This window comes from Flavobacterium sp. UBA7682 (assembly GCF_002482945.1).
In the GTDB taxonomy this organism is placed as follows: Bacteria; Bacteroidota; Bacteroidia; order Flavobacteriales; family Flavobacteriaceae; genus Flavobacterium.
This window is the reverse complement of the sequence record NZ_DLGY01000019.1, coordinates 1-18,930: the sequence shown is the minus strand read 5'-3', so window position 1 is coordinate 18,930 and position 18,930 is coordinate 1. Positions and strand designations below refer to the sequence as shown.

Here is an 18,930-nt window from a genome sequence, read left to right as displayed (position 1 = left end):
AACAAAACACCAATATGGCAATCTCTAAAAACAATATCGCTTGGGGAATTCGAATCGTAATTTCATTCCTGTTTTTACTTTCGGCTGTGGCCAAATTATATCCTTCGCCTTACTTCGCGATTTCAACTTTTGAAGTAAAACAATTGTACCCAATGGGATTCTCGGAAGGATTTGCTCCCTATTTTTCGAGAGTGTTGATTGGAATCGAATTGGCTTTAGGCTTTTTGATTTTGCAAAAGAACTTTTTACGAAGCATTGTTATTCCGGCGACCATTTTATTATTGGCCGTTTTTACAACACATTTATTGATTGAAACGATCCAAAATGGTGGAAATTCAGGAAACTGTGGTTGTTTTGGAAGTTTGTTGCCAATGACACCAATAGAAGCGATTCTGAAAAATGTTGCTGCGATGGCTTTACTGATTTGGCTATTTATCATTATGCCAAAGTCAAATGAAAAGCATGATAATTTTTGGCTTCTGACCACGGTTACTTTGGCTTCTATTTTGGCTTTATTTATGCTGGCTCCAATCCAACCTATTGAAAGAAGTTTTACGGTTTCAACTCCGGAAGAAACAACCACAGATACAATTCCTGAGACTATTGTGGACACTACAAAAACTGTGATTATAAAAGACACGGTTAAAAAAGTAGCAGAAATAAAAGAAATTGTAAAAGCAATACCAACAGAGCCTGCCAAACACAAATCGGGTTACGCACAGTATTTTTCGACTATAGATAAAGGGAGAAAGACACTTTGTTTTTTTGTTCCTGGCTGCGACCACTGTCGCGTTGCCGCTAAAGAATTGACCGAAATGAGAAAGAATACTAAAGATTTCCCTGAAATTTCGATTATTTTTATGAATGAGGAAGCTGATTTAATTCCGGCCTTTTTCAAATATGCCGGAGCTGAATATCCTTATAAAATCATCGAAGTAATTCCTTTTTGGAAAGTACTTGGCTCAGGAAAAGATACGCCTGGTGTCAAGTATTTATGGAATGGAAATGATTATAAATACTATTGGGGAATTGGTGATAACAAATTTGACGCTGCTGATTTCCAAAATTTAATCAGCAAACCTTATTCAGAGTTGAAAAAATAAATGCAACTTACACATCTTTTTGTTATTTTTAGAAGTTAAAAAAATAGATTTCTCATGATCAACTATATAATGTCTAAGAGAACCAACGAAAGATGCCTAATTGGGATTATTCTTTGTATCGTTGTTTTTATACTAGGTTACTTTATTTTGAATCACATTTCTACCATGGAAGATCCTCCATTGGGAAATACCATTTACATACTTATAGGCAGCACATTAACTTTTTTATCAATACTTGGCGTTGTACTGATTTTAAAATACATGTATGACAGCAAAAAGAAAGCGGAAAGAAGGGAGCGAAAAAGAAAAAAACACAGATTATTTTATCTAAAAGATTCCCAACGAAAAAAAAAATCTAAAACTCCGGAATAGAATTATAGAAATTTTAGGAATTCGAAAAAGTCGGATTACTTATCTTTATACAAAAAAGAAAATGAAAAAAATTGCTTTAAGTTTTATGTTGGCCATCATAGGTTTTGGTTGTTCTAATGCACAGAAAACCGAATTTAACAAAGAGAGTTTAGACAAAAAATTAACTACCACAGACAGCACTGAAGTTTCTTTTGAAACGGTTCTTAAAAATCAAAAAGGGAAAGTAACCGTAATTGAAATATGGGCATCATGGTGTAGTGATTGTGTCAAAGCAATGCCGAAAGTAAAAGAGATGCAAGTGAATAACCCAAAGGTGGATTATGTATTCATTTCTATGGATAAAGCCTTTGACAAATGGAAAGCCGGTATTGAAAAACACGAATTAACAGGAAAACAATATTGGGTAAATGACCCTAAAATGATGAAAGGAGAATTTGGAAAATCTATTGATTTAGATTGGATTCCGAGATATATCATCTTAGACAAAAACGGTAAAATTGTTACCTACAGAGCCATAGAAACTGATTTTGAACAAATTAACGCTACTTTAAAAACTTTACAATAATGAGACAAAAGATTGTTGCCGGTAATTGGAAAATGCACAAGAATGCCGAAGAAACAGAAGATTTATTAAACGAATTGATTGATAAATTACCCAATGATATTGAAGCACAAATCATAGTTGCCCCAACTTTTGTCAACCTTGCGTCTGCAGTTGATCATTTAGAATTTACCAATATTGGTGTAGCCGCGCAAAATATGCATCAAAACGAAAGCGGTGCTTATACCGGTGAAATCTCTGCCGACATGTTGAAAAGCATAGGTGTAAATATCGTTATTCTGGGTCATTCTGAACGTCGCGCCTATTTTCATGAAACCGATACACTTTTAGCACAAAAAGTAACAACAGCATTAAAACATGATATGACAGTCATTTTTTGCTTCGGCGAAGAATTAAAAGACAGACAAAACAACCAACATTTCAATGTAGTAGAAAACCAACTGCGTGATGGCTTATTCCATATAGAAAACAAAGATTGGGAACAAATTATTTTGGCGTATGAACCGGTTTGGGCTATTGGAACAGGTGAAACTGCTTCACCGGAACAAGCACAAGAAATGCACGAATTCATTAGAGAAACTGTTCGCAAAAGATTCGGAAGCGACATTGCGGAAGATGTTTCCATTTTATACGGCGGAAGCGTAAAACCTGAAAATGCCAAAGAAATTTTCTCAAAACCGGATGTGGACGGCGGATTGATTGGTGGTGCCGCTTTAAAAGCGTCTGATTTTGCGGCCATTGCAAACGCGATTTAAGTTTAAATATAATTCTAAAATCAGAAGCCTTTCATTTATTTGAAAGGTTTTTTTTATATTTAAAATTAATTTAATGTATTTCATCGATTTTATTTGCTTTTTATCGATTATTATTTATACTTTTACGGCTGTCACAAATCAAATAAAGTTAGTAATGAAAGCAAAATTTATTTTATTCTTCCTTTTTGTAAGCTTAACCCACTTACAAGCACAAACCGATACGCAAAAACGTTTTCAATCGGATTCAAGAAAATACTATGTATGGAGTACAGATTTTGAAAAGTATGAATTAATTGAAACCGAGTATGAACATTCGGTGATTGATATCAGAGAAATTGGTTCCAAATCCAATGGTTATGTCATCATCAGCATGATTGACAATGGGCAAACCAGATTACATCATGGTTCAATCTATAACTTCACTAAAGATTCTGATAATGAAGGTTCTTGGTCGTTACAATCTAAATTCATGCGTGCCAAACTGACTTATAATCCAAAAGACAACACTATGACTTATTTGTATGATGGTGATAACAAACGCTACAAAAGATTGATGATATTCACAGTTGCTCCGGATGAACTTCCAAATGCCAGTTTGAAAACCACTATTGTAAAAGCAGATTAAATTTCTTTTTGCAAAACACTTTTTAGTAACTCTTTCGATTGTTACCTTTGCAAAAAAATAGTCCATGTCAAATATATATTTAGGGTATCATTTCTCGGTTGAACCCAAAGAACTAGGTTCTGAAATTCTCATTGCAGAATTGGGAGAAAAACCGTTTGAAAGCTTCATTGAAACCGACAATGGTTTTAGTGCTTACATTCAAAAAGACCTTTGGACCGAAGACATTCTAAATGACATTTACCTATTAACTTCTCCCGAATTTTCTATTTCTTATACCATAGAAGAAATCGACCAAGTCAATTGGAATGAAGAATGGGAAAAGAATTTTGAGCCAATTGATGTAGACGGAAAATGCCATGTCCGCGCACCATTTCACCCAAAAACCGATGCTGAATTTGACATTATCATCGAACCAAAAATGAGCTTTGGAACCGGTCATCACGAAACTACACACATGATGATTCAGCATTTATTGGAAACTGATGTGACTAATATGAAAACATTAGACATGGGTTGCGGTACCGCTATTTTAGCTATTTTGGCAGAAATGAAAGGAGCCAAACCTATAGATGCGATTGATATTGACAATTGGTGTTATTTGAATTCTATTGAAAATGCGGAACGCAATAATTGTCACGAAATCACTGTTTACGAAGGTGACGCCGAATTATTAAAAGACAAAAAATACGATTTAATTATTGCCAACATCAACCGCAATATCTTATTGAACGATATGCAACAATATGTAAATTGTTTGAACAAAAACGGCATTCTATTATTAAGCGGATTTTACACCGAAGACATTCCTTTTATTGATGCTTCCTGCACGGAGAAAGGTTTGACTTATGTGAAAAAATTTGAGCGAAACAATTGGGTTTCCCTAAAATACATCAATTAGCAATAGAAAATTTTACACTTTGTAAAACGAAATGAAAATGAGCACTATAGAAAAAGTACAAGAAGACGTTTTAGTCGAAGAGCAAGTTGGAGTTAACAACGAAATCGTATTGTATAACGACGATGTCAATACCTTTGACCATGTAATTGATACGCTAATTCGTGTTTGCCAACACAGTGCGGAGCAAGCGGAACAATGTGCTATTTTAGTTCATTATAAAGGAAAATGCACGGTAAAAACAGGTCATTATGATGAACTGAAACCCCAATGTACGCAGTTGTTAGAAGCCGGTTTAAGTGCGGAAATTATTTAGTTTTTACTTTACGTCCTTCGCGCCTTCTTTGTGAACTTTGCGGTTAATTTTACCCTTTAAATTTCCAGTCAAACTCGTCAGTATCTTTTATAATAGCGCCAACTTCTACTCGAATTATAGCATCATATTCTGATTGCAGAATTAACCAATTGCTTTCGTTAAAGTGGTTTTCGGTGGAATCAAAATCTTCGACTTCCCAAGTTTTGAATGGCAAATCATTTTTGATTTCGGCAACATTTTTACCGATAACAGCTTTACCTAATAACGTCGCTTCCATATTTGAAGTAATGATATATCCTAAACGAAAGGCTTCATCTTCATAGAATGTTAAACGGAACTTTTTATCATTATACAGATAAATCACATTATCGTCATCGTCTTTGAATTGCTTTGATGGCTTACCATAAATAGCTTCTACGTGATTTTGCTTCATGCCGAATAACAATTGGTCTACGCCGTTTTTTGGATTGATTATCATTTGAATTACGAATTATAATTTATGAGTTATGAATTGACAGCCAAACATTAGCGAATCCTAAGCGACTATTTGACAAAGGTCGCAAAGTTTTTGGGTTGTTGAAAACCAATTTGCTATTTTTACATTCAAAATATAAAAAAAGCTATGGGACTATTTTCTGCACTAATGGGCAATGCCGGGCAAGCCAGCCAGGAAGATTTAATCAAACAATACGGTCAATTATTAATCGATAATGAAACTATAGAAATGGGTTTCAAACTCATTCGAGATGTGTTTATTTTTACCAACAAACGGTTGATTTTAGTCGAAAAACAAGGCATCACAGGAAGTAAAATCGAATACAAATCGATAGCGTACAAAGCCATTAGCCGCTTTAGTGTGGAAACTGCGGGTACTTTTGACTTAGAAGCGGAATTGAAGATTTGGGTTTCCAGCGAACAAAATCCAAGCATTACGAAACAGTTTACCAAATCGGTTAATGTTTACGAAGTTCAAAAGGTACTCGCGTATTACGTATTGTAAAAAATTATCTAATATTCAAACCTACCAAACTCACTTTCAATAGTGAGTTTTTTGGTTGCAGAAGCTTCTACGCTACCGACAATTTGTGCCGCTACACCGAAAGATTCTGAGATGGCAATAATGTCTTGTGCAATTGCTTGTGGCACGTACAATTCCATTCGGTGACCACAATTAAAGACTTGGTACATTTCTTTCCAATCGGTTTTGGAGTTTTCTTGTATGAGTTTGAATAATGGTGGTACCGGAAATAAATTGTCTTTAATAACATGAACATCATCTACAAAATGCAACACTTTAGTTTGTGCACCACCGGAACAATGCACCATGCCGTGAACTTCGTTTGGCGTATATTTATCTAAAATCGATTTGATAATCGGAGCATAAGTTCTAGTTGGTGACAACACTAATTTTCCTGCGTCAATTGGAGAATCTTCAACTGAATCTGTTAATTTGGTGCTTCCGGAATAGACTAATTCATTTGGCACCGCTGCGTCAAAGCTTTCCGGATATTTCTCGGCTAAATATTTGGCAAAAACATCATGACGAGCCGAAGTCAAGCCATTGCTTCCCATGCCGCCGTTATAACTTTTTTCATATTTGGCCTGACCGAAAGAAGCCAAACCAACAATGACATCGCCTGGTTGAATATTGGCATTATCAATAACATCACTACGTTTCATTCGAGCCGTAACCGTAGAATCTACAATGATTGTTCGCACCAAATCACCAACATCGGCAGTTTCGCCACCGGTAGAATGAATGGTTACGCCAAAGGTTTTCAACTCGGCTATTAGTTCTTCAGTTCCGTTGATGATTGCAGAAATCACTTCCGCCGGAATGAGATTTTTGTTTCTTCCGATAGTAGAAGACAACAAAATATTATCGGTTGCTCCAACACACAGTAAATCGTCAATATTCATAATCAACGCATCTTGTGCAATGCCTTTCCACACCGAGATATCGCCGGTTTCTTTCCAATACATATAGGCCAAAGACGATTTAGTTCCGGCGCCATCAGCATGCATGATCAAACAATAATTTTCGTCATTGGTTAAATAATCAGGCACAATTTTGCAAAAAGCTTTTGGGAATAATCCTTTATCGATGTTTTTGATGGCGTTGTGCACATCTTCTTTGGAAGCCGAAACTCCACGTAGATTGTAGCGTTGACTGTTATCAGAGCTCATTTTGTAGTGTGTGTTGTTGTGGCGCAAAGATAACTAAAGATTGCAGATTTTTGAAGACAGAACGCAGATTTTTGAACTTAGTTTTCCACGATTAAAATTTCTACGCGACGGTTTTCGTTGGCTTCCGTTTCATTGCGCTCCGGAATTTTGTGAATTGGTTTTGAAACGCCAAAACCTTTATAAGACATCCTTTTTCTATCAATTTTATTTCGCAATAAATAATTATAAATGGCTTTAGCGCGAGCGGTAGAAACGTCTCCAACATCAACTTTTGATTGACAACAGATATGTCCTTGAATTTCAATTTTAAGTTTGGGATTTTCTTCTAATGCGCAAAGCACATCATAGAGTGTTGTTTCTGAACCGGGAACAACACGAGCAGAATTATTGAAAAAATAAATATTGGGCAATTTAATGGTTTCGCCTACTTTTGAATTTCTGATTTGTTTGGTGAGTTCACTTTCGATGGGTTTTAACTCAGTTTCTGTATAAAAAATAGTTACTCTTCTATTTTCAGCTTGGATTTTGGATTGTTTAAATTCTTTACCAAAGGCAATTTTTTCTAATCCTTTGCTGAATTTCAAACCACTTTTCTCCAATAAATCACGAACGTTGGCGATACGCCTTTCGGCTAAATGCTTATTGTAATCCTTAGTATCAATGCTGTCACAAAAACCTAGTAATCTGGTAATTTCTATCTCTTTATTATTGGCAATCCATTCGTTTAATGTTAGGATCGAGCTTTGATTTGGAAAGTCTTTATTGAAATCAAAAAAAACTTCAAACTGCTTTTGTGCTAAACAATTTAGAGAAAACAAAAATAGCAATATGAATATTTTAAATCTCATTATTTATCTACGATTAAAATTTCGACCCTGCGATTGGCTTTGCGTTCGGCTTCGTTTCGCTCCGGTACTTTATAAATCGGATCATTGCTACCAAAACCTTTATAAGACAAACGGTTTACTTCTATCTCAAACTTGGTCAAATACTTAAAAATAACTAAGGCTCTTCGATAAGACAATTTAGTGTCCATTCCGTTTGGATTGCAGCAAATATGACCGTGTATGGCGATTCTCAACTTTGGGTTATCGTATAAAATTTGTAATAATTCGAGTAAAAGCGGTTCAGACTGGTCCATCATTTTTTCAGAATTAAAGTGAAAATTGATGTTATTTATCCGAATCAAATCTCCTTTTTTGGCTTTTTCAAACTTTTGTGCCAATTCAGATTTCTCTTTGGCTACCAATTCAGAAAGTGAACTAAACGAGATCTCCTCTTCTTCATTTGTTGGATTTATCTTTTTCTCTTCTTTTAGAATGAAAAAGAGTTTTACTTTTCTATTTTCTTCTTGATTTTTTGAAAGTTTAAAATCTTTTCCAAAGGGCTTTAACTCTACTTTATCACTAATTTTTATTGTATCTTTTTTAAGTAAGTCCAAAACAGAATTAATTCTCCTTACCGCTAAATCTATATTATATTGACTGTCATCGACACTATCACAATAGCCCAAAACCTTTGTGATTTCTGCTGACTTATTTGCCTTTATCCATTGGTTCAATTTAGTCAATGAGGCTTGATTTGGGACAGCTGCATTAAAATCAAAGAACACTTCAAACGACTGTTGAGAGAATCCAAAAAAAGGCAAGAATAATAAAACAATATAAATTTTCTTCATGCTAATTCTCAACAATTAAAATTTCAACCCTACGATTGGCAGCTCTTTCCGCTTCGTTTTTTTCCGGTATAGGATAAATCGGTTGCGTGCTTCCGAAACCTTTATAGGACAATCGGGCGCGATAGACATCGTTTTTGATTAAGAAATTGTATATTGCTTTGGCCCTTTGAGTTGATAAGTCAGTTCGATCGACCGGCATACAGCACAAATGACCTTGGATTTCAATTTTTAAATAAGGATTACTTTGCAATACCAATAAGAGTTCGTAAAGTTTTCCACGAGATTCGTTGACTACAGCAAAGGTGTTGATGATAAAATTAAGGTTTTCAATGGTCAATTTTTCGCCGGTTTTGGCATTGCCCACTTTCTTCATAAATTCTCTATCAAGCTTGAATTCTGATTTGGTTCCGTTTGGATTTTCGAATACTAATTTTTCAGGATATTCTATTTCGGGTTTAGCTTCGCTCGATTCGGCTACGCCTCGGATTGGTAATGCTTCAATAGCTACTTCCGGTTTGATTCCGAGGATTTCGTTTTCGCGCGGAATGTCTTTTTCAAGTATATAATAAATGGTAACCTTTCTGTTTTCGGCTTTAACTTCAGATTGCTTAAAGCTTTCTCCAAAACTTATGGTTTTAAAATCTTCGCGGATTTTGATTTGGTCTTTGACTATTTGAAAAATGAAATTGACTCGTTTTTGGGCTAAAGTATCATTGGAATCCGTTGTACCGTCTTCATCTGTAAAGCCGTGAATGGCGACTATTTTATTGTTATTGTTGGACAAAATCCATTGGTTTATTTTATTCTGTTCTTTTTTATTCAATTCGAATTTGTTGCTCTCAAAAAAAACAGAAAATTGTTCTTGTGCCAATGCATTAGCAGTCATAAACAGAATCAATACAGTAAATATTTTGCGCACCATTGGTTAGGTTTATTATTATAACGAAAGTTACGTAAAAATAGTATGGTGAAACAGAAAATATCATCTTATGCGTAAAAATTATTATTTACATTTGCCGTCAAACTTTTTAATTATGAAACAATTATTTTTACTCGCACTCCTAATGCTGGGTTTTTCCGGAAACTCACAATCAGTAGTTCAATCAGTGAATTCCGGAAGTCTTATCACTCCGGGTTCCACAATTTCAGTAGGTGAAATAGTAGTCGTACCACAAAATCAAAATCAATCCAATAGTGGCATCATAGGCTTATTGGCACAAACCCAACAAACGCTTGAAGTACCGCAGTTGGAACTCGGCGGAAAAATTACTGTTTTTCCAAATCCAACGACAGCTTCAGTTTCCTTTAAAACCGACACTGATCTTTTGAATGAGAAAGTGTCGATTTATAATTTATCGGGGCAATTGATTTCAAAAAAACAAATTGGCACAAACAATTCTTTAGATTTAACAGAATTGCAAGCCGGAGTTTATTTGATTCAGTTCAATAATAAAAAAATAAAATCCTTTAAAATAATCAAACGATAAGAACAAAATTAATCATGAAAAAACTATTACTATTATCAGCCCTTTTTATTTCTTTTTTAACTTTTGCGCAAGTACCACAAGGCATTTCTTATCAAGCTATTGCATTGAACGGTTCCGGAAATCCAGTTGCAAGTTCTAACGTAAGAGTTAAATTGTCTATCTTAGACCAAACTGCAACAGGAACAATTTTATATTCAGAGACACAATTAAAAACTACTACTGCACAAGGTTTGTTTAACTTAACCATTGGCCAAGGAACAGTGGTTTCGGGAACTTTCAATACCATCAACTGGGGAACCAATTCCAAATTCTTAAAAGTAGAAATGGACGTTACCGGCGGAACGACTTATGTTTTGGTTGGGACAACCCAATTGCTTTCGGTTCCTTATGCTATGGCGGCTGATAGCTTGGTGACTTCACCGGGAGAAGGAATCACTTTGGTTTCGCCTAACGGAACGCCTTATCAATTGACAGTTGACAATAGTGGAAATTTATCTCTACCAACTTCCAACACAACCGGATCTAATCCAAGTCAATTGTATTTGTATGGAACTTTTAATACTTTTAATCCAAGCACTTCATTGTTATTCAACAATAACGGAACTACTTTTTATGGATATAAATACTTAACATCCGGTGGTCAGTTAAAATTTTTAGCCGATAATAATGCAAGCGCAACAGTCTATGGATTAAATGCTTCGCAAGAAGTGACTGTTGGTGGCAGCGCTTACTCAGTTACTTCAAACGGTTTTTATTATATAACAATTGATCATTATGCAGATAATCCGATGCAATTTGGATTACAATCTTTTGCTCCTGAATTAATTATTCAAGCGACTTGCTCAGGTATTAACCCAACCTACAATACTTCAACAAATACTTTTTCGTTTATTGTTAATGGAATTACTACCAGCAATAATCAGTTTTTATTTAATATACCTAATACTTCAGGAGCATCAAGCTGTGGAATATTTGGTGATTTCTTGTCTGATGGCACTATTGATTTTAACGGACCAGCAATATCTTTTACAACCGCAACTACAACACCTAAGAATTATAGAGTTGATTTAATCATTAACTTTAACGGTTCTGCTTCTTACACTATTACTCAAATATAATTGTACTTTAAATTAAAAAAACCGCTCAATGAGCGGTTTTTTTTTGTTTGATATCAAAATTATCTTGTAAACAACAACTCTCTGTATTTAGTTAAGGTCCAAATTTCGTCGTCTACTAACAACTCTAATTTATCACAATGTTCTCTAATTACTTCGAAGTATGGTTTTACTTTGTCGCAGTAAGCTTCGGCCATTTTTTGTGCATCGGTTAAAGCGTTCGCTTTTTTACGGGCTTCGGTCATGGCTTCTACATTAGTATTGATGCCTTCAATATGAGCTGAAATTTCTTTGATTAAAGAGATTTGTTCTTTGGCAATTTTCTCAAAGTCTTTGCCGAAAATTTCTTTTAATCCGCGTACGTTTTCGATTAAAGTATTTTGGTAACGAATCGCCGTTGGAATCACATGATTGCGAGCAATATCGCCTAAAACTCTACCCTCGATTTGGATTTTCTTAGTGTATTCTTCCAATTCTATTTCGTAGCGCGCTTCCACTTCAATGTGGTTCATTACATTCAAATCTTCAAATAAGTCTAGTGCTTTTTTAGAGACTTTAGCTTTCAACGCTAGAGGAGTAGTTTTGTGATTACTCAAGCCGCGTTTTTTAGCTTCTTTTTCCCAAGCTTCGCTGTAACCATCACCTTCAAAAAGGATGTTTTTAGTTTCTTTGATGTATTCTCTTAAGACGTTGAAAATCGCTTCGTCTTTCTTTAAATCTTTTTTCTCGATTAAAGCATCAACTTCTTTTTTGAAATCTTTCAATTGTTTGGCCACGATAGAATTCAAAGTCGTCATCGCATTAGCACAATTGGCAGAAGAGCCAACAGCACGGAATTCAAATTTATTTCCTGTGAAGGCAAACGGAGAAGTTCTGTTTCTGTCGGTGTTGTCCAATAATACATCCGGAATTTTACCCACGACGTTTAATTTCAAATCGGTTTTTTCTTCAGGAGATAATTTTCCTTTGGTTACACCTTCTAATTCCTCTAAAACTTTAGTCAATTGTTGCCCAATGAAAACCGAAATGATTGCCGGTGGCGCTTCGTTGGCACCTAATCTGTGGTCATTACTGGCTGTTGCGATGGCTGCACGAAGTAATTCTTCGTATTCATTTACCGCTTTAATGGTATTGATAAAGAAAGATAAGAATTGTAAGTTACTCATCGGTGTTTTACCCGGAGATAATAAATTTACTCCGGTATCTGTAGCCAATGACCAGTTGTTGTGTTTTCCAGAACCGTTTACACCTTTAAAAGGTTTTTCATGGAACAATATTTTGAAATCATGACGCTCACCTACTTTTGACATTACATCCATTAACAATGAATTGTGGTCAACGGCTAGGTTTGTTTCTTCAAAAATTGGTGCTAATTCGAATTGGTTTGGCGCTACTTCGTTGTGACGCGTTTTTACCGGAATACCTAAGTACATGCATTCTTCTTCTAATTCTCTCATGTAATTCAAAGCGCGAGAAGGAATTGACCCGAAGTAATGATCGTCTAATTGTTGTCCTTTGGCAGAAGTATGTCCAAGCAAAGTTCTTCCCGTCAATAATAAGTCAGGTCTTGAGTTCGCTAATGAACTATCCACTAAGAAATATTCTTGTTCCCAACCCAAAGTGGCCGTTACTTTTTTTACGTTTTTATCGAAATATTTACATACTTCAGTTGCCGCTTCATCCACGGCATTTAAAGCACGTAATAAAGGTGTTTTATAATCTAAAGCTTCACCGGTATAAGAGATAAATACTGTGGGAATACACAAAGTAGTTCCGAAAATAAATGCCGGAGAAGTTGGATCCCAAGCAGTATAGCCACGGGCTTCAAATGTATTTCTGATTCCACCATTAGGGAAAGAAGAAGCATCCGGTTCTTGTTGTACCAATTGACCGCCACCAAATTTTTCAACCGGATCTGACCCATCGTAAGAAGTTTCAAAAAAGGCATCGTGCTTTTCAGCGGTAGTTCCTGTTAAGGGTTGGAACCAGTGAGTATAATGAGTTACGCCTTTAGACAAAGCCCATTCTTTCATTCCCATTGCGATATAATCAGCAAGTTTTCTGTCAATTTTAGTTCCGTGCTGTACTGCATCTTTCACTCCTTTATAAGCATCTGAAGTCAAATATTGCTTCATTGCTTTATCATTAAACACATTGGCACCGAAAATGGCTGATTTTCTATCCGCTTCTTCAAATTTTACAGGTTTTCTACCTGATGCATCTTTTAATGCTTGAAAACGTAAAGTTGACATAAAGTTTATTTTTTAAGTTACACCCTATTAATTTGATGCAAATATAGCAATATTTTTATTTTAAAATAAACAGACCCTGTTTTTTTAGGGGTTAATTTATTAAATTATTAAAAAATGATTGTTTAAAACTTTTGTTGTGTAATCGTTAATAATTGCATTCAAATAACTCAAACCACTATATTTGTATCAACTAAAAGAGAACGTCATGACAGTTTGGATTATTTTTCTGGCCTTAATTTTTCTATTTCTCGCCCTTGATTTGGGTGTTTTCAACAAAAACCCACATATCATCAAGCCAAAAGAGGCAGGAATTTGGACTGGGATTTGGGTTTCACTATCCTTTATTTTTAGTTTTGTTATAGGATGGATATACAAAAATGAACTTATAGCAAATCCAACCGGTATAGCACCGGCAGTAGCAACAATGAAATTTATCACTGGTTATCTTATAGAATTATCACTGAGTGTTGATAATATTTTTGTGATTGCCGTAATCTTTGCTTCATTTAAAATTCCTCAAAAATACCAGCACAGGGTTTTGTTTTGGGGTATCCTTGGCGCTATTGTTTTCAGAGGATTGATGATTTTCTTTGGTGTAATTTTGATTAACAAATTCAGTTGGATGACATACCTGTTTGGTGCTTTCTTAATCTTTACAGCAGTAAAGATGCTGTTTAAGGGCGATGAAGAAGAATTTAACCCTAAGAAATCTTTTGTTTACCGAAACTTGCGTAAAATAATTCCAATAACAAGTCACGCTGAAGGAGAACACTTTTTTGTAAAGAGAAGACACATTACTGCTGCCACGCCTCTTTTTGTTGCTTTAATCGTAATTGAAGTAATGGATATGCTGTTTGCTTTGGATAGTGTTCCGGCAATTTTAGCTATTACTTCAGATCCGTTTTTAGTATTTAGCTCTAATATTTTTGCTATTCTTGGGTTGCGTTCTATGTATTTCTTTTTGGCTAACATGTTAGAAAAATTCAGTTATCTGGAGTACAGTTTGATTGCTATTTTAACTTTTGTTGGGATTAAGATGCTGATTGTTCATTATTTTAAATTCCCGGAATGGGTTTCATTAGGATTTATTGCCCTTTCTTTATTTGCTGGCATTATCATTTCTATTCAAAAGAGCAAAGCTAAATAATAATCATTTTAAGATGAAAATCGATTAAATTGTAAAAAACAAGCCCAATCAAATAATTCTGATTGGGCTTGTTTTTATTATTCTCTCAATTTTTCAAAAAAGCAGTATAACGACTAAAGAAATTGTTATTCAGTTTAAACAATAATCTTGCAAAAAAACCAAAGACTTTAAAACTAATTATATCCTTTAAAAGCGAATAACAGCTGTCAAAATTCTATCTTACGCTTTAGAGACTTTGCCACGAACAATTGAAGCTTACAAGAGAATTAAAGGCAAGAATACTCATCATAGCTTCATACAAAGCATAAAAAAACCCTTCAAAATTAATCGAAGGGTTTTTATTTTAATCTGGAAACTATTATCGTTTAATTACACGTAGTGTTTTAACTTCTGTACCTTGAGTAACAATTACATTGTAAACTCCGGATGGGAAGCGTTCTCCTATTTGCAATTCAGACAATTGATCCTGGTTCACTTCACGTTGTTCAACTAATTTTCCGGCCATATCATAAATTGCAATTGCAACTTTCTCAACAGTAGGAGCAGTAACATTCAACTTGAATGTTTCTGTGAATGGATTAGGAGAAACTTTAGCCGTTAACTCAGTTCTAATATCCGTTTCTTGGACATCATCCATAGCTATAATTCTACAATTAGAATTATCAGCTAAGACAGTGAATTTAGCAGTAACGCTATCTGAGTTACATGTTCCATTAATACTATAGGTAACTGTAACTACACCACCAGTTGTTCTGTTTGGTGCAACTCTTGGACTACCGCTGAATACAGCAGTTACTCCTCCAGTTGGTCCACATACATTTCCTGATGTTGAACATCCAGAACTAATCGTTTTGAATTGAGACAACCAGTTAGCAAATGCATTGTTTAATGCATATTGACTATTAAAGTTTGTACCTACATAAGACACATTTGACGGACCAGTTACATCTACAGCGGCACCAGTGGCAACTGTAAATCTTCTAGTACAAGTGAATGAACCTTGTGTATTTGGCGCACATGTTGGTGCAATAGGCGCACAAGCATTAGCAGCAGTATACGTCCATGTTACATCCACATAACCTCCACATGCTGATGGCGGTGTTGATGGAGCATTATTTGTTAATGTTCCTCCACATCCTCCAGCAACTGTTGTGTTACATAAGAATGCATTCCAAGCTGAATTAATCTGCGACTGTGTACTACAAGCCGGTACTGTTACATTGTTTCCACATTTAAAGGTCACAGCTGGTGCAGTAGGAATAGTGAAACGTTTGGTTGTAGTCAATGTATTGGTGTTTCCACATCCACTTTGTTGACCACATGAACTAACCGTGTAAGTCCAAGTTACATCTACATATCCACCACATGCTGATGGCGGGTTAGCCGGAGCATTATTAGTCAATACGCCACCACACCCTCCACTAGCTGTAGTTGATGCTTTAAATGCAGCCCAAGCCGAATTAATTTGTGCTTGAGTACGACATGACTGTAATGTCACATTGTTTCCTGGAGTAAAGATTACTTGTGGTGGAGATGCTACTGTAAAACGTTTTGTAGTTGTCACAATATTTGAACTTCCACATCCACTTTGCTGACCACAAGAATTTACAGTATATTTCCAAGTAACATCTATATAACCACCACATAATGAAGGTGGATTAGACGGCGCATTGTTAGTCAATACGCCTCCACATCCGCCACTTGCACTTACTGATGATTTAAATGCTGTCCATGCTGCATTTACTTGTGATTGAGTACTACAAGATGGCACTGTTACATTGTTTGCTCCTGCAAATACTACCGGAGTTGGGTTGGCTACAGTGAAACGTTTTGTAATTGTTACTATATTAGAACTTCCACATCCGCTTTGCTGTCCACAAGAACTTACAGTATATTTCCAAGTAACATCCTTATAACCACCACATAATGAAGGTGGACTAGATGGTGCATTGTTAGTCAATACGCCTCCACATCCGCCACTTGCAGTAACTGATGATTTAAATGCCGCCCATGCCGCATTTAATTGTGATTGAGTACTACAAGATGGTACCGTTACATTGTTTGCTCCTGCAAATACTACCGGAGTTGGGTTGGCTACAGTGAAACGTTTTGTCGTTGTAACTATATTTGAACTTCCACATCCGCTTTGTTGACCACAAGAATTTACAGTATATTTCCAAGTAACATCTACATATCCACCACATAATGAAGGTGGATTGTACGGTGCATTGTTAGTCAATACACCTCCACATCCGCCAGTTGCAGTAACTGATGATTTAAATGCCGCCCATGCAGAATTTATTTGGTATTGAGTACTGCAAGCAGGTAATGTTACATTGTTTGCTCCTGCAAATACTACTTGTGATGGAGACGTTACAGTGAAACGTTTTGTCGTTGTCATTGTATTTCCGTTATCACATCCACTTTGTTGACCACATGAACCAACGGTGTAGGTCCAAGTCACATCTACATAACCACCACAGTTTGAAGGTGGGTTAGATGGTGCATTGTTAGTCAATACGCCTCCACATCCACCGGTTGCAGTAACTGATGATTTAAATGCCGCCCATGCAGAATTTACTTGGTATTGAGTACTACATGCCGGTAATGTTACATCATTTCCTGCATTAAATACTACTTGAGGTGGTGATGCTACCGTGAAACGTTTTGTTGTTGTCATTGTGTTATCATTACCACATCCGCTTTGTTGCCCACATGAGCCAACAGTGTAAGTCCAAGTCACATCTACATAACCACCACAGTTTGAAGGTGGGTTAGACGGTGCGTTGTTTGTCAATACACCTCCACATCCACCACTTGCAGTTGTTGAAGCTTTGAATGCTGCCCAAGCTGCATTTACTTGCGCTTGTGTACTACATGCCGGTAATGTTACATTATTTCCTGCATTGAATACAACTTGTGATGGCGCCAAAATAGTGAAACGTTTTGTACATGTCATTGTATTTTGGTTACCGCATCCACTTTGTTGACCGCATGAACCAACAGTATATGTCCAAGTCACGTCAACATAACCGCCACATAATGACGGCGCATTAGCCGGTGCGTTGTTTGTCAATACACCATTACATCCACCAGTTACAGTTGTTGATGCTTTGAACGCTTCCCAAGCTGCATTTACTTGCGCTTGAGTGCTACATGATGGTACTGTTACATTAGTTGCACAATTAAATACTACAGGAGCCGGAGCCGCTACAGTAAAACGTTTTGTACACGTCATTGTATTTTGATTACCACATCCACTTTGTTGACCACATGAACCAACGGTGTAGGTCCAAGTCACATCTACATAACCGCCACATAATGATGGTGCATTAGCTGGTGCGTTGTTTGTCAATACGCCATTACATCCACCGGTTACGGTTGTTGATGCTTTGAACGCTTCCCAAGCTGCATTTACTTGCGCTTGAGTGCTGCATGATGGTACTGTTACATTAGTTGCACAATTGAACACAACAGGAGCCGGAGATTCTACTGTGAAACGTTTTGTACATACTGTTGCACTTTGACTTCCATTTTGTCCACCACAGTTTAAGAATTGTTGATCAACAGTTCCATTATCAAAATTTTCATTAATAGCAGTTGCTACAGCATTGATTTCTGATAAAGAATATCCTGTTGTACAACCTCCAATAACATTATTGGCTAATTGTAAGAAGCTAGATACTGTCATTCCAGTAAATGTACCGGTCTTTATAGTTAATGAGCCTAAACTTGCATTACTCGCCGAGAAATTTGGATCGTATATATCAAATCCAGTTGATAATGTAAGTGCAATTAACTGAGAAGATAAAACACCTCTACTCGTAGTTGGATTTACAGCACTTGATGTAATAAGAGATGAATTCCCTCCTGCCGGTAGATAATTTTGAATTGCTGATGAAGAAGTAAAAGTAAGTTTGTTACTTCCACATCCTATAACTAGTCCATTTGGAAAGGCTCCAGCAAAATTTGCATCTCTGTAACATCCTGGATTGTTCCCATTACATGAAGTTCCATAACCTCCTTGAGTAAATGTTGTAAATTGCCCTTCACAATCATCAGATTGATCACACAAATCACTAACATTATATGTCCATGTCACATCTACATAACCTCCACATGAAGATGGTGCGGTTGACGGCGCATTATTAGTCAATACACCATTACATCCGCCGGTTGCAGTTGTTGAAGCTAAGAATGCAGCCCATGCAGTATTAACCTGCGTTTGAGTGCTACATGATGGGACTGTTACGTCAACTCCACAATTGAACTCTACTTGAGATGATGGCGTCACGGTGAAGCTAGCACTTACACTGTCTTGTGAACAGTTGTCTGAAATACTATAAGTCAACGATACGCTTCCTCCTTCACACAATCTTGGTGCTTGGAACTCGCTAATGTTGAATTGAGCTGTAGCATCACATCCGTCGTTTACA

Annotated in this window: 18 protein-coding genes; 11 read left to right on the top strand and 7 right to left on the bottom strand. The window is 36.1% G+C overall.

From position 1 onward, the window contains the following. The first annotated feature begins 14 nt into the window (after nucleotides 1–14). From B3C16_RS04340 to B3C16_RS04310, 7 genes are all read left to right on the top strand, one after another. Nucleotides 15–1,103 carry a MauE/DoxX family redox-associated membrane protein gene (locus B3C16_RS04340; RefSeq protein WP_291129183.1) on the top strand — a complete coding sequence of 363 codons (1,089 nt, stop codon included), beginning with the start codon at nucleotides 15–17 and terminating at the stop codon, nucleotides 1,101–1,103. Between the two features lie 54 nt (nucleotides 1,104–1,157). Next, the gene (locus tag B3C16_RS04335) at nucleotides 1,158–1,475 is read left to right on the top strand and encodes a hypothetical protein (protein ID WP_147406879.1); all 318 of its coding nucleotides are present in this window, start codon (nucleotides 1,158–1,160) and stop codon (nucleotides 1,473–1,475) included. A gap of 61 nt (nucleotides 1,476–1,536) precedes the next feature. Next, nucleotides 1,537–2,040, top strand: coding sequence for a TlpA family protein disulfide reductase (locus B3C16_RS04330; protein ID WP_291129180.1), 504 nt, complete (start codon nucleotides 1,537–1,539; stop codon nucleotides 2,038–2,040). Further along, nucleotides 2,040–2,792 carry a triose-phosphate isomerase gene (tpiA, locus tag B3C16_RS04325; protein ID WP_121314604.1) on the top strand — a complete coding sequence of 251 codons (753 nt, stop codon included), beginning with the start codon at nucleotides 2,040–2,042 and terminating at the stop codon, nucleotides 2,790–2,792. Before B3C16_RS04330 ends, tpiA begins: the two co-directional genes overlap by 1 nt. 154 nt (nucleotides 2,793–2,946) lie before the next feature. Further along, nucleotides 2,947–3,417 (top strand): hypothetical protein, encoded by a 471-nt coding sequence (locus tag B3C16_RS04320; protein WP_147406880.1) that lies wholly within the window; start codon nucleotides 2,947–2,949, stop codon nucleotides 3,415–3,417. 64 nt (nucleotides 3,418–3,481) lie between these two features. Further along, nucleotides 3,482–4,315: a 50S ribosomal protein L11 methyltransferase gene (gene prmA, locus B3C16_RS04315; protein ID WP_121314608.1), complete on the top strand. Its 834-nt coding sequence runs from the start codon at nucleotides 3,482–3,484 to the stop codon at nucleotides 4,313–4,315. Nucleotides 4,316–4,352: 37 nt separating this feature from the next. Continuing rightward, on the top strand, nucleotides 4,353–4,628 hold the full coding sequence (locus tag B3C16_RS04310; protein ID WP_121314610.1) for an ATP-dependent Clp protease adaptor ClpS: 276 nt from the start codon (nucleotides 4,353–4,355) through the stop codon (nucleotides 4,626–4,628). Nucleotides 4,629–4,677: 49 nt separating this feature from the next. Here the strand turns inward: B3C16_RS04310 and B3C16_RS04305 are convergent, their stop codons facing one another. Further along, nucleotides 4,678–5,106 (bottom strand): hypothetical protein, encoded by a 429-nt coding sequence (locus B3C16_RS04305; protein ID WP_291129171.1) that lies wholly within the window; start codon nucleotides 5,104–5,106, stop codon nucleotides 4,678–4,680. Between the two features lie 144 nt (nucleotides 5,107–5,250). Here B3C16_RS04305 and B3C16_RS04300 point away from each other — a divergent pair, with 144 nt between their 5' ends. After that, on the top strand, nucleotides 5,251–5,628 hold the full coding sequence (locus tag B3C16_RS04300; RefSeq protein WP_121314613.1) for a PH domain-containing protein: 378 nt from the start codon (nucleotides 5,251–5,253) through the stop codon (nucleotides 5,626–5,628). 8 nt (nucleotides 5,629–5,636) lie between these two features. Here the strand turns inward: B3C16_RS04300 and B3C16_RS04295 are convergent, their stop codons facing one another. From B3C16_RS04295 to B3C16_RS04280, 4 genes are all read right to left on the bottom strand, one after another. Next, a complete protein-coding gene (locus B3C16_RS04295; protein WP_291129168.1) occupies nucleotides 5,637–6,815 on the bottom strand; it encodes an AIR synthase related protein in 1,179 nt (392 codons plus the stop codon). 77 nt (nucleotides 6,816–6,892) lie between these two features. Then, complete coding sequence (locus B3C16_RS04290; RefSeq protein ID WP_121314617.1) at nucleotides 6,893–7,663, bottom strand: OmpA family protein; 771 nt, start codon at nucleotides 7,661–7,663, stop codon at nucleotides 6,893–6,895. After that, entirely contained in the window at nucleotides 7,663–8,493 is an 831-nt protein-coding gene (locus B3C16_RS04285; RefSeq protein ID WP_291129163.1) for an OmpA family protein, read from the bottom strand. The genes B3C16_RS04290 and B3C16_RS04285 overlap by 1 nt, the downstream gene beginning before the upstream one ends. Before the next feature lies 1 nt (nucleotide 8,494). Continuing rightward, entirely contained in the window at nucleotides 8,495–9,415 is a 921-nt protein-coding gene (locus tag B3C16_RS04280; protein WP_291129160.1) for an OmpA family protein, read from the bottom strand. Nucleotides 9,416–9,527: 112 nt separating this feature from the next. Here B3C16_RS04280 and B3C16_RS04275 point away from each other — a divergent pair, with 112 nt between their 5' ends. Together B3C16_RS04275 and B3C16_RS04270 are read left to right on the top strand one after the other, a co-directional pair. After that, nucleotides 9,528–9,980, top strand: coding sequence for a T9SS type A sorting domain-containing protein (locus tag B3C16_RS04275; RefSeq protein ID WP_158592588.1), 453 nt, complete (start codon nucleotides 9,528–9,530; stop codon nucleotides 9,978–9,980). A gap of 14 nt (nucleotides 9,981–9,994) precedes the next feature. Beyond that, nucleotides 9,995–11,098, top strand: coding sequence for a hypothetical protein (locus B3C16_RS04270; RefSeq protein WP_291129149.1), 1,104 nt, complete (start codon nucleotides 9,995–9,997; stop codon nucleotides 11,096–11,098). Between the two features lie 59 nt (nucleotides 11,099–11,157). On the opposite strand, the gene B3C16_RS04265 is transcribed toward B3C16_RS04270, so the two are convergent. Next, nucleotides 11,158–13,347: a glutamine synthetase III gene (locus B3C16_RS04265; RefSeq protein ID WP_121314625.1), complete on the bottom strand. Its 2,190-nt coding sequence runs from the start codon at nucleotides 13,345–13,347 to the stop codon at nucleotides 11,158–11,160. Between the two features lie 205 nt (nucleotides 13,348–13,552). On the opposite strand from B3C16_RS04265, the gene B3C16_RS04260 reads away from it, so the two are divergent. Then, on the top strand, nucleotides 13,553–14,494 hold the full coding sequence (locus B3C16_RS04260; protein WP_291129145.1) for a TerC family protein: 942 nt from the start codon (nucleotides 13,553–13,555) through the stop codon (nucleotides 14,492–14,494). Between the two features lie 358 nt (nucleotides 14,495–14,852). Here B3C16_RS04260 and B3C16_RS04255 read toward each other — a convergent pair. Beyond that, nucleotides 14,853–18,930: T9SS type A sorting domain-containing protein (locus B3C16_RS04255; protein ID WP_291129142.1), on the bottom strand; the 4,078-nt coding region annotated here is incomplete at its 5' end.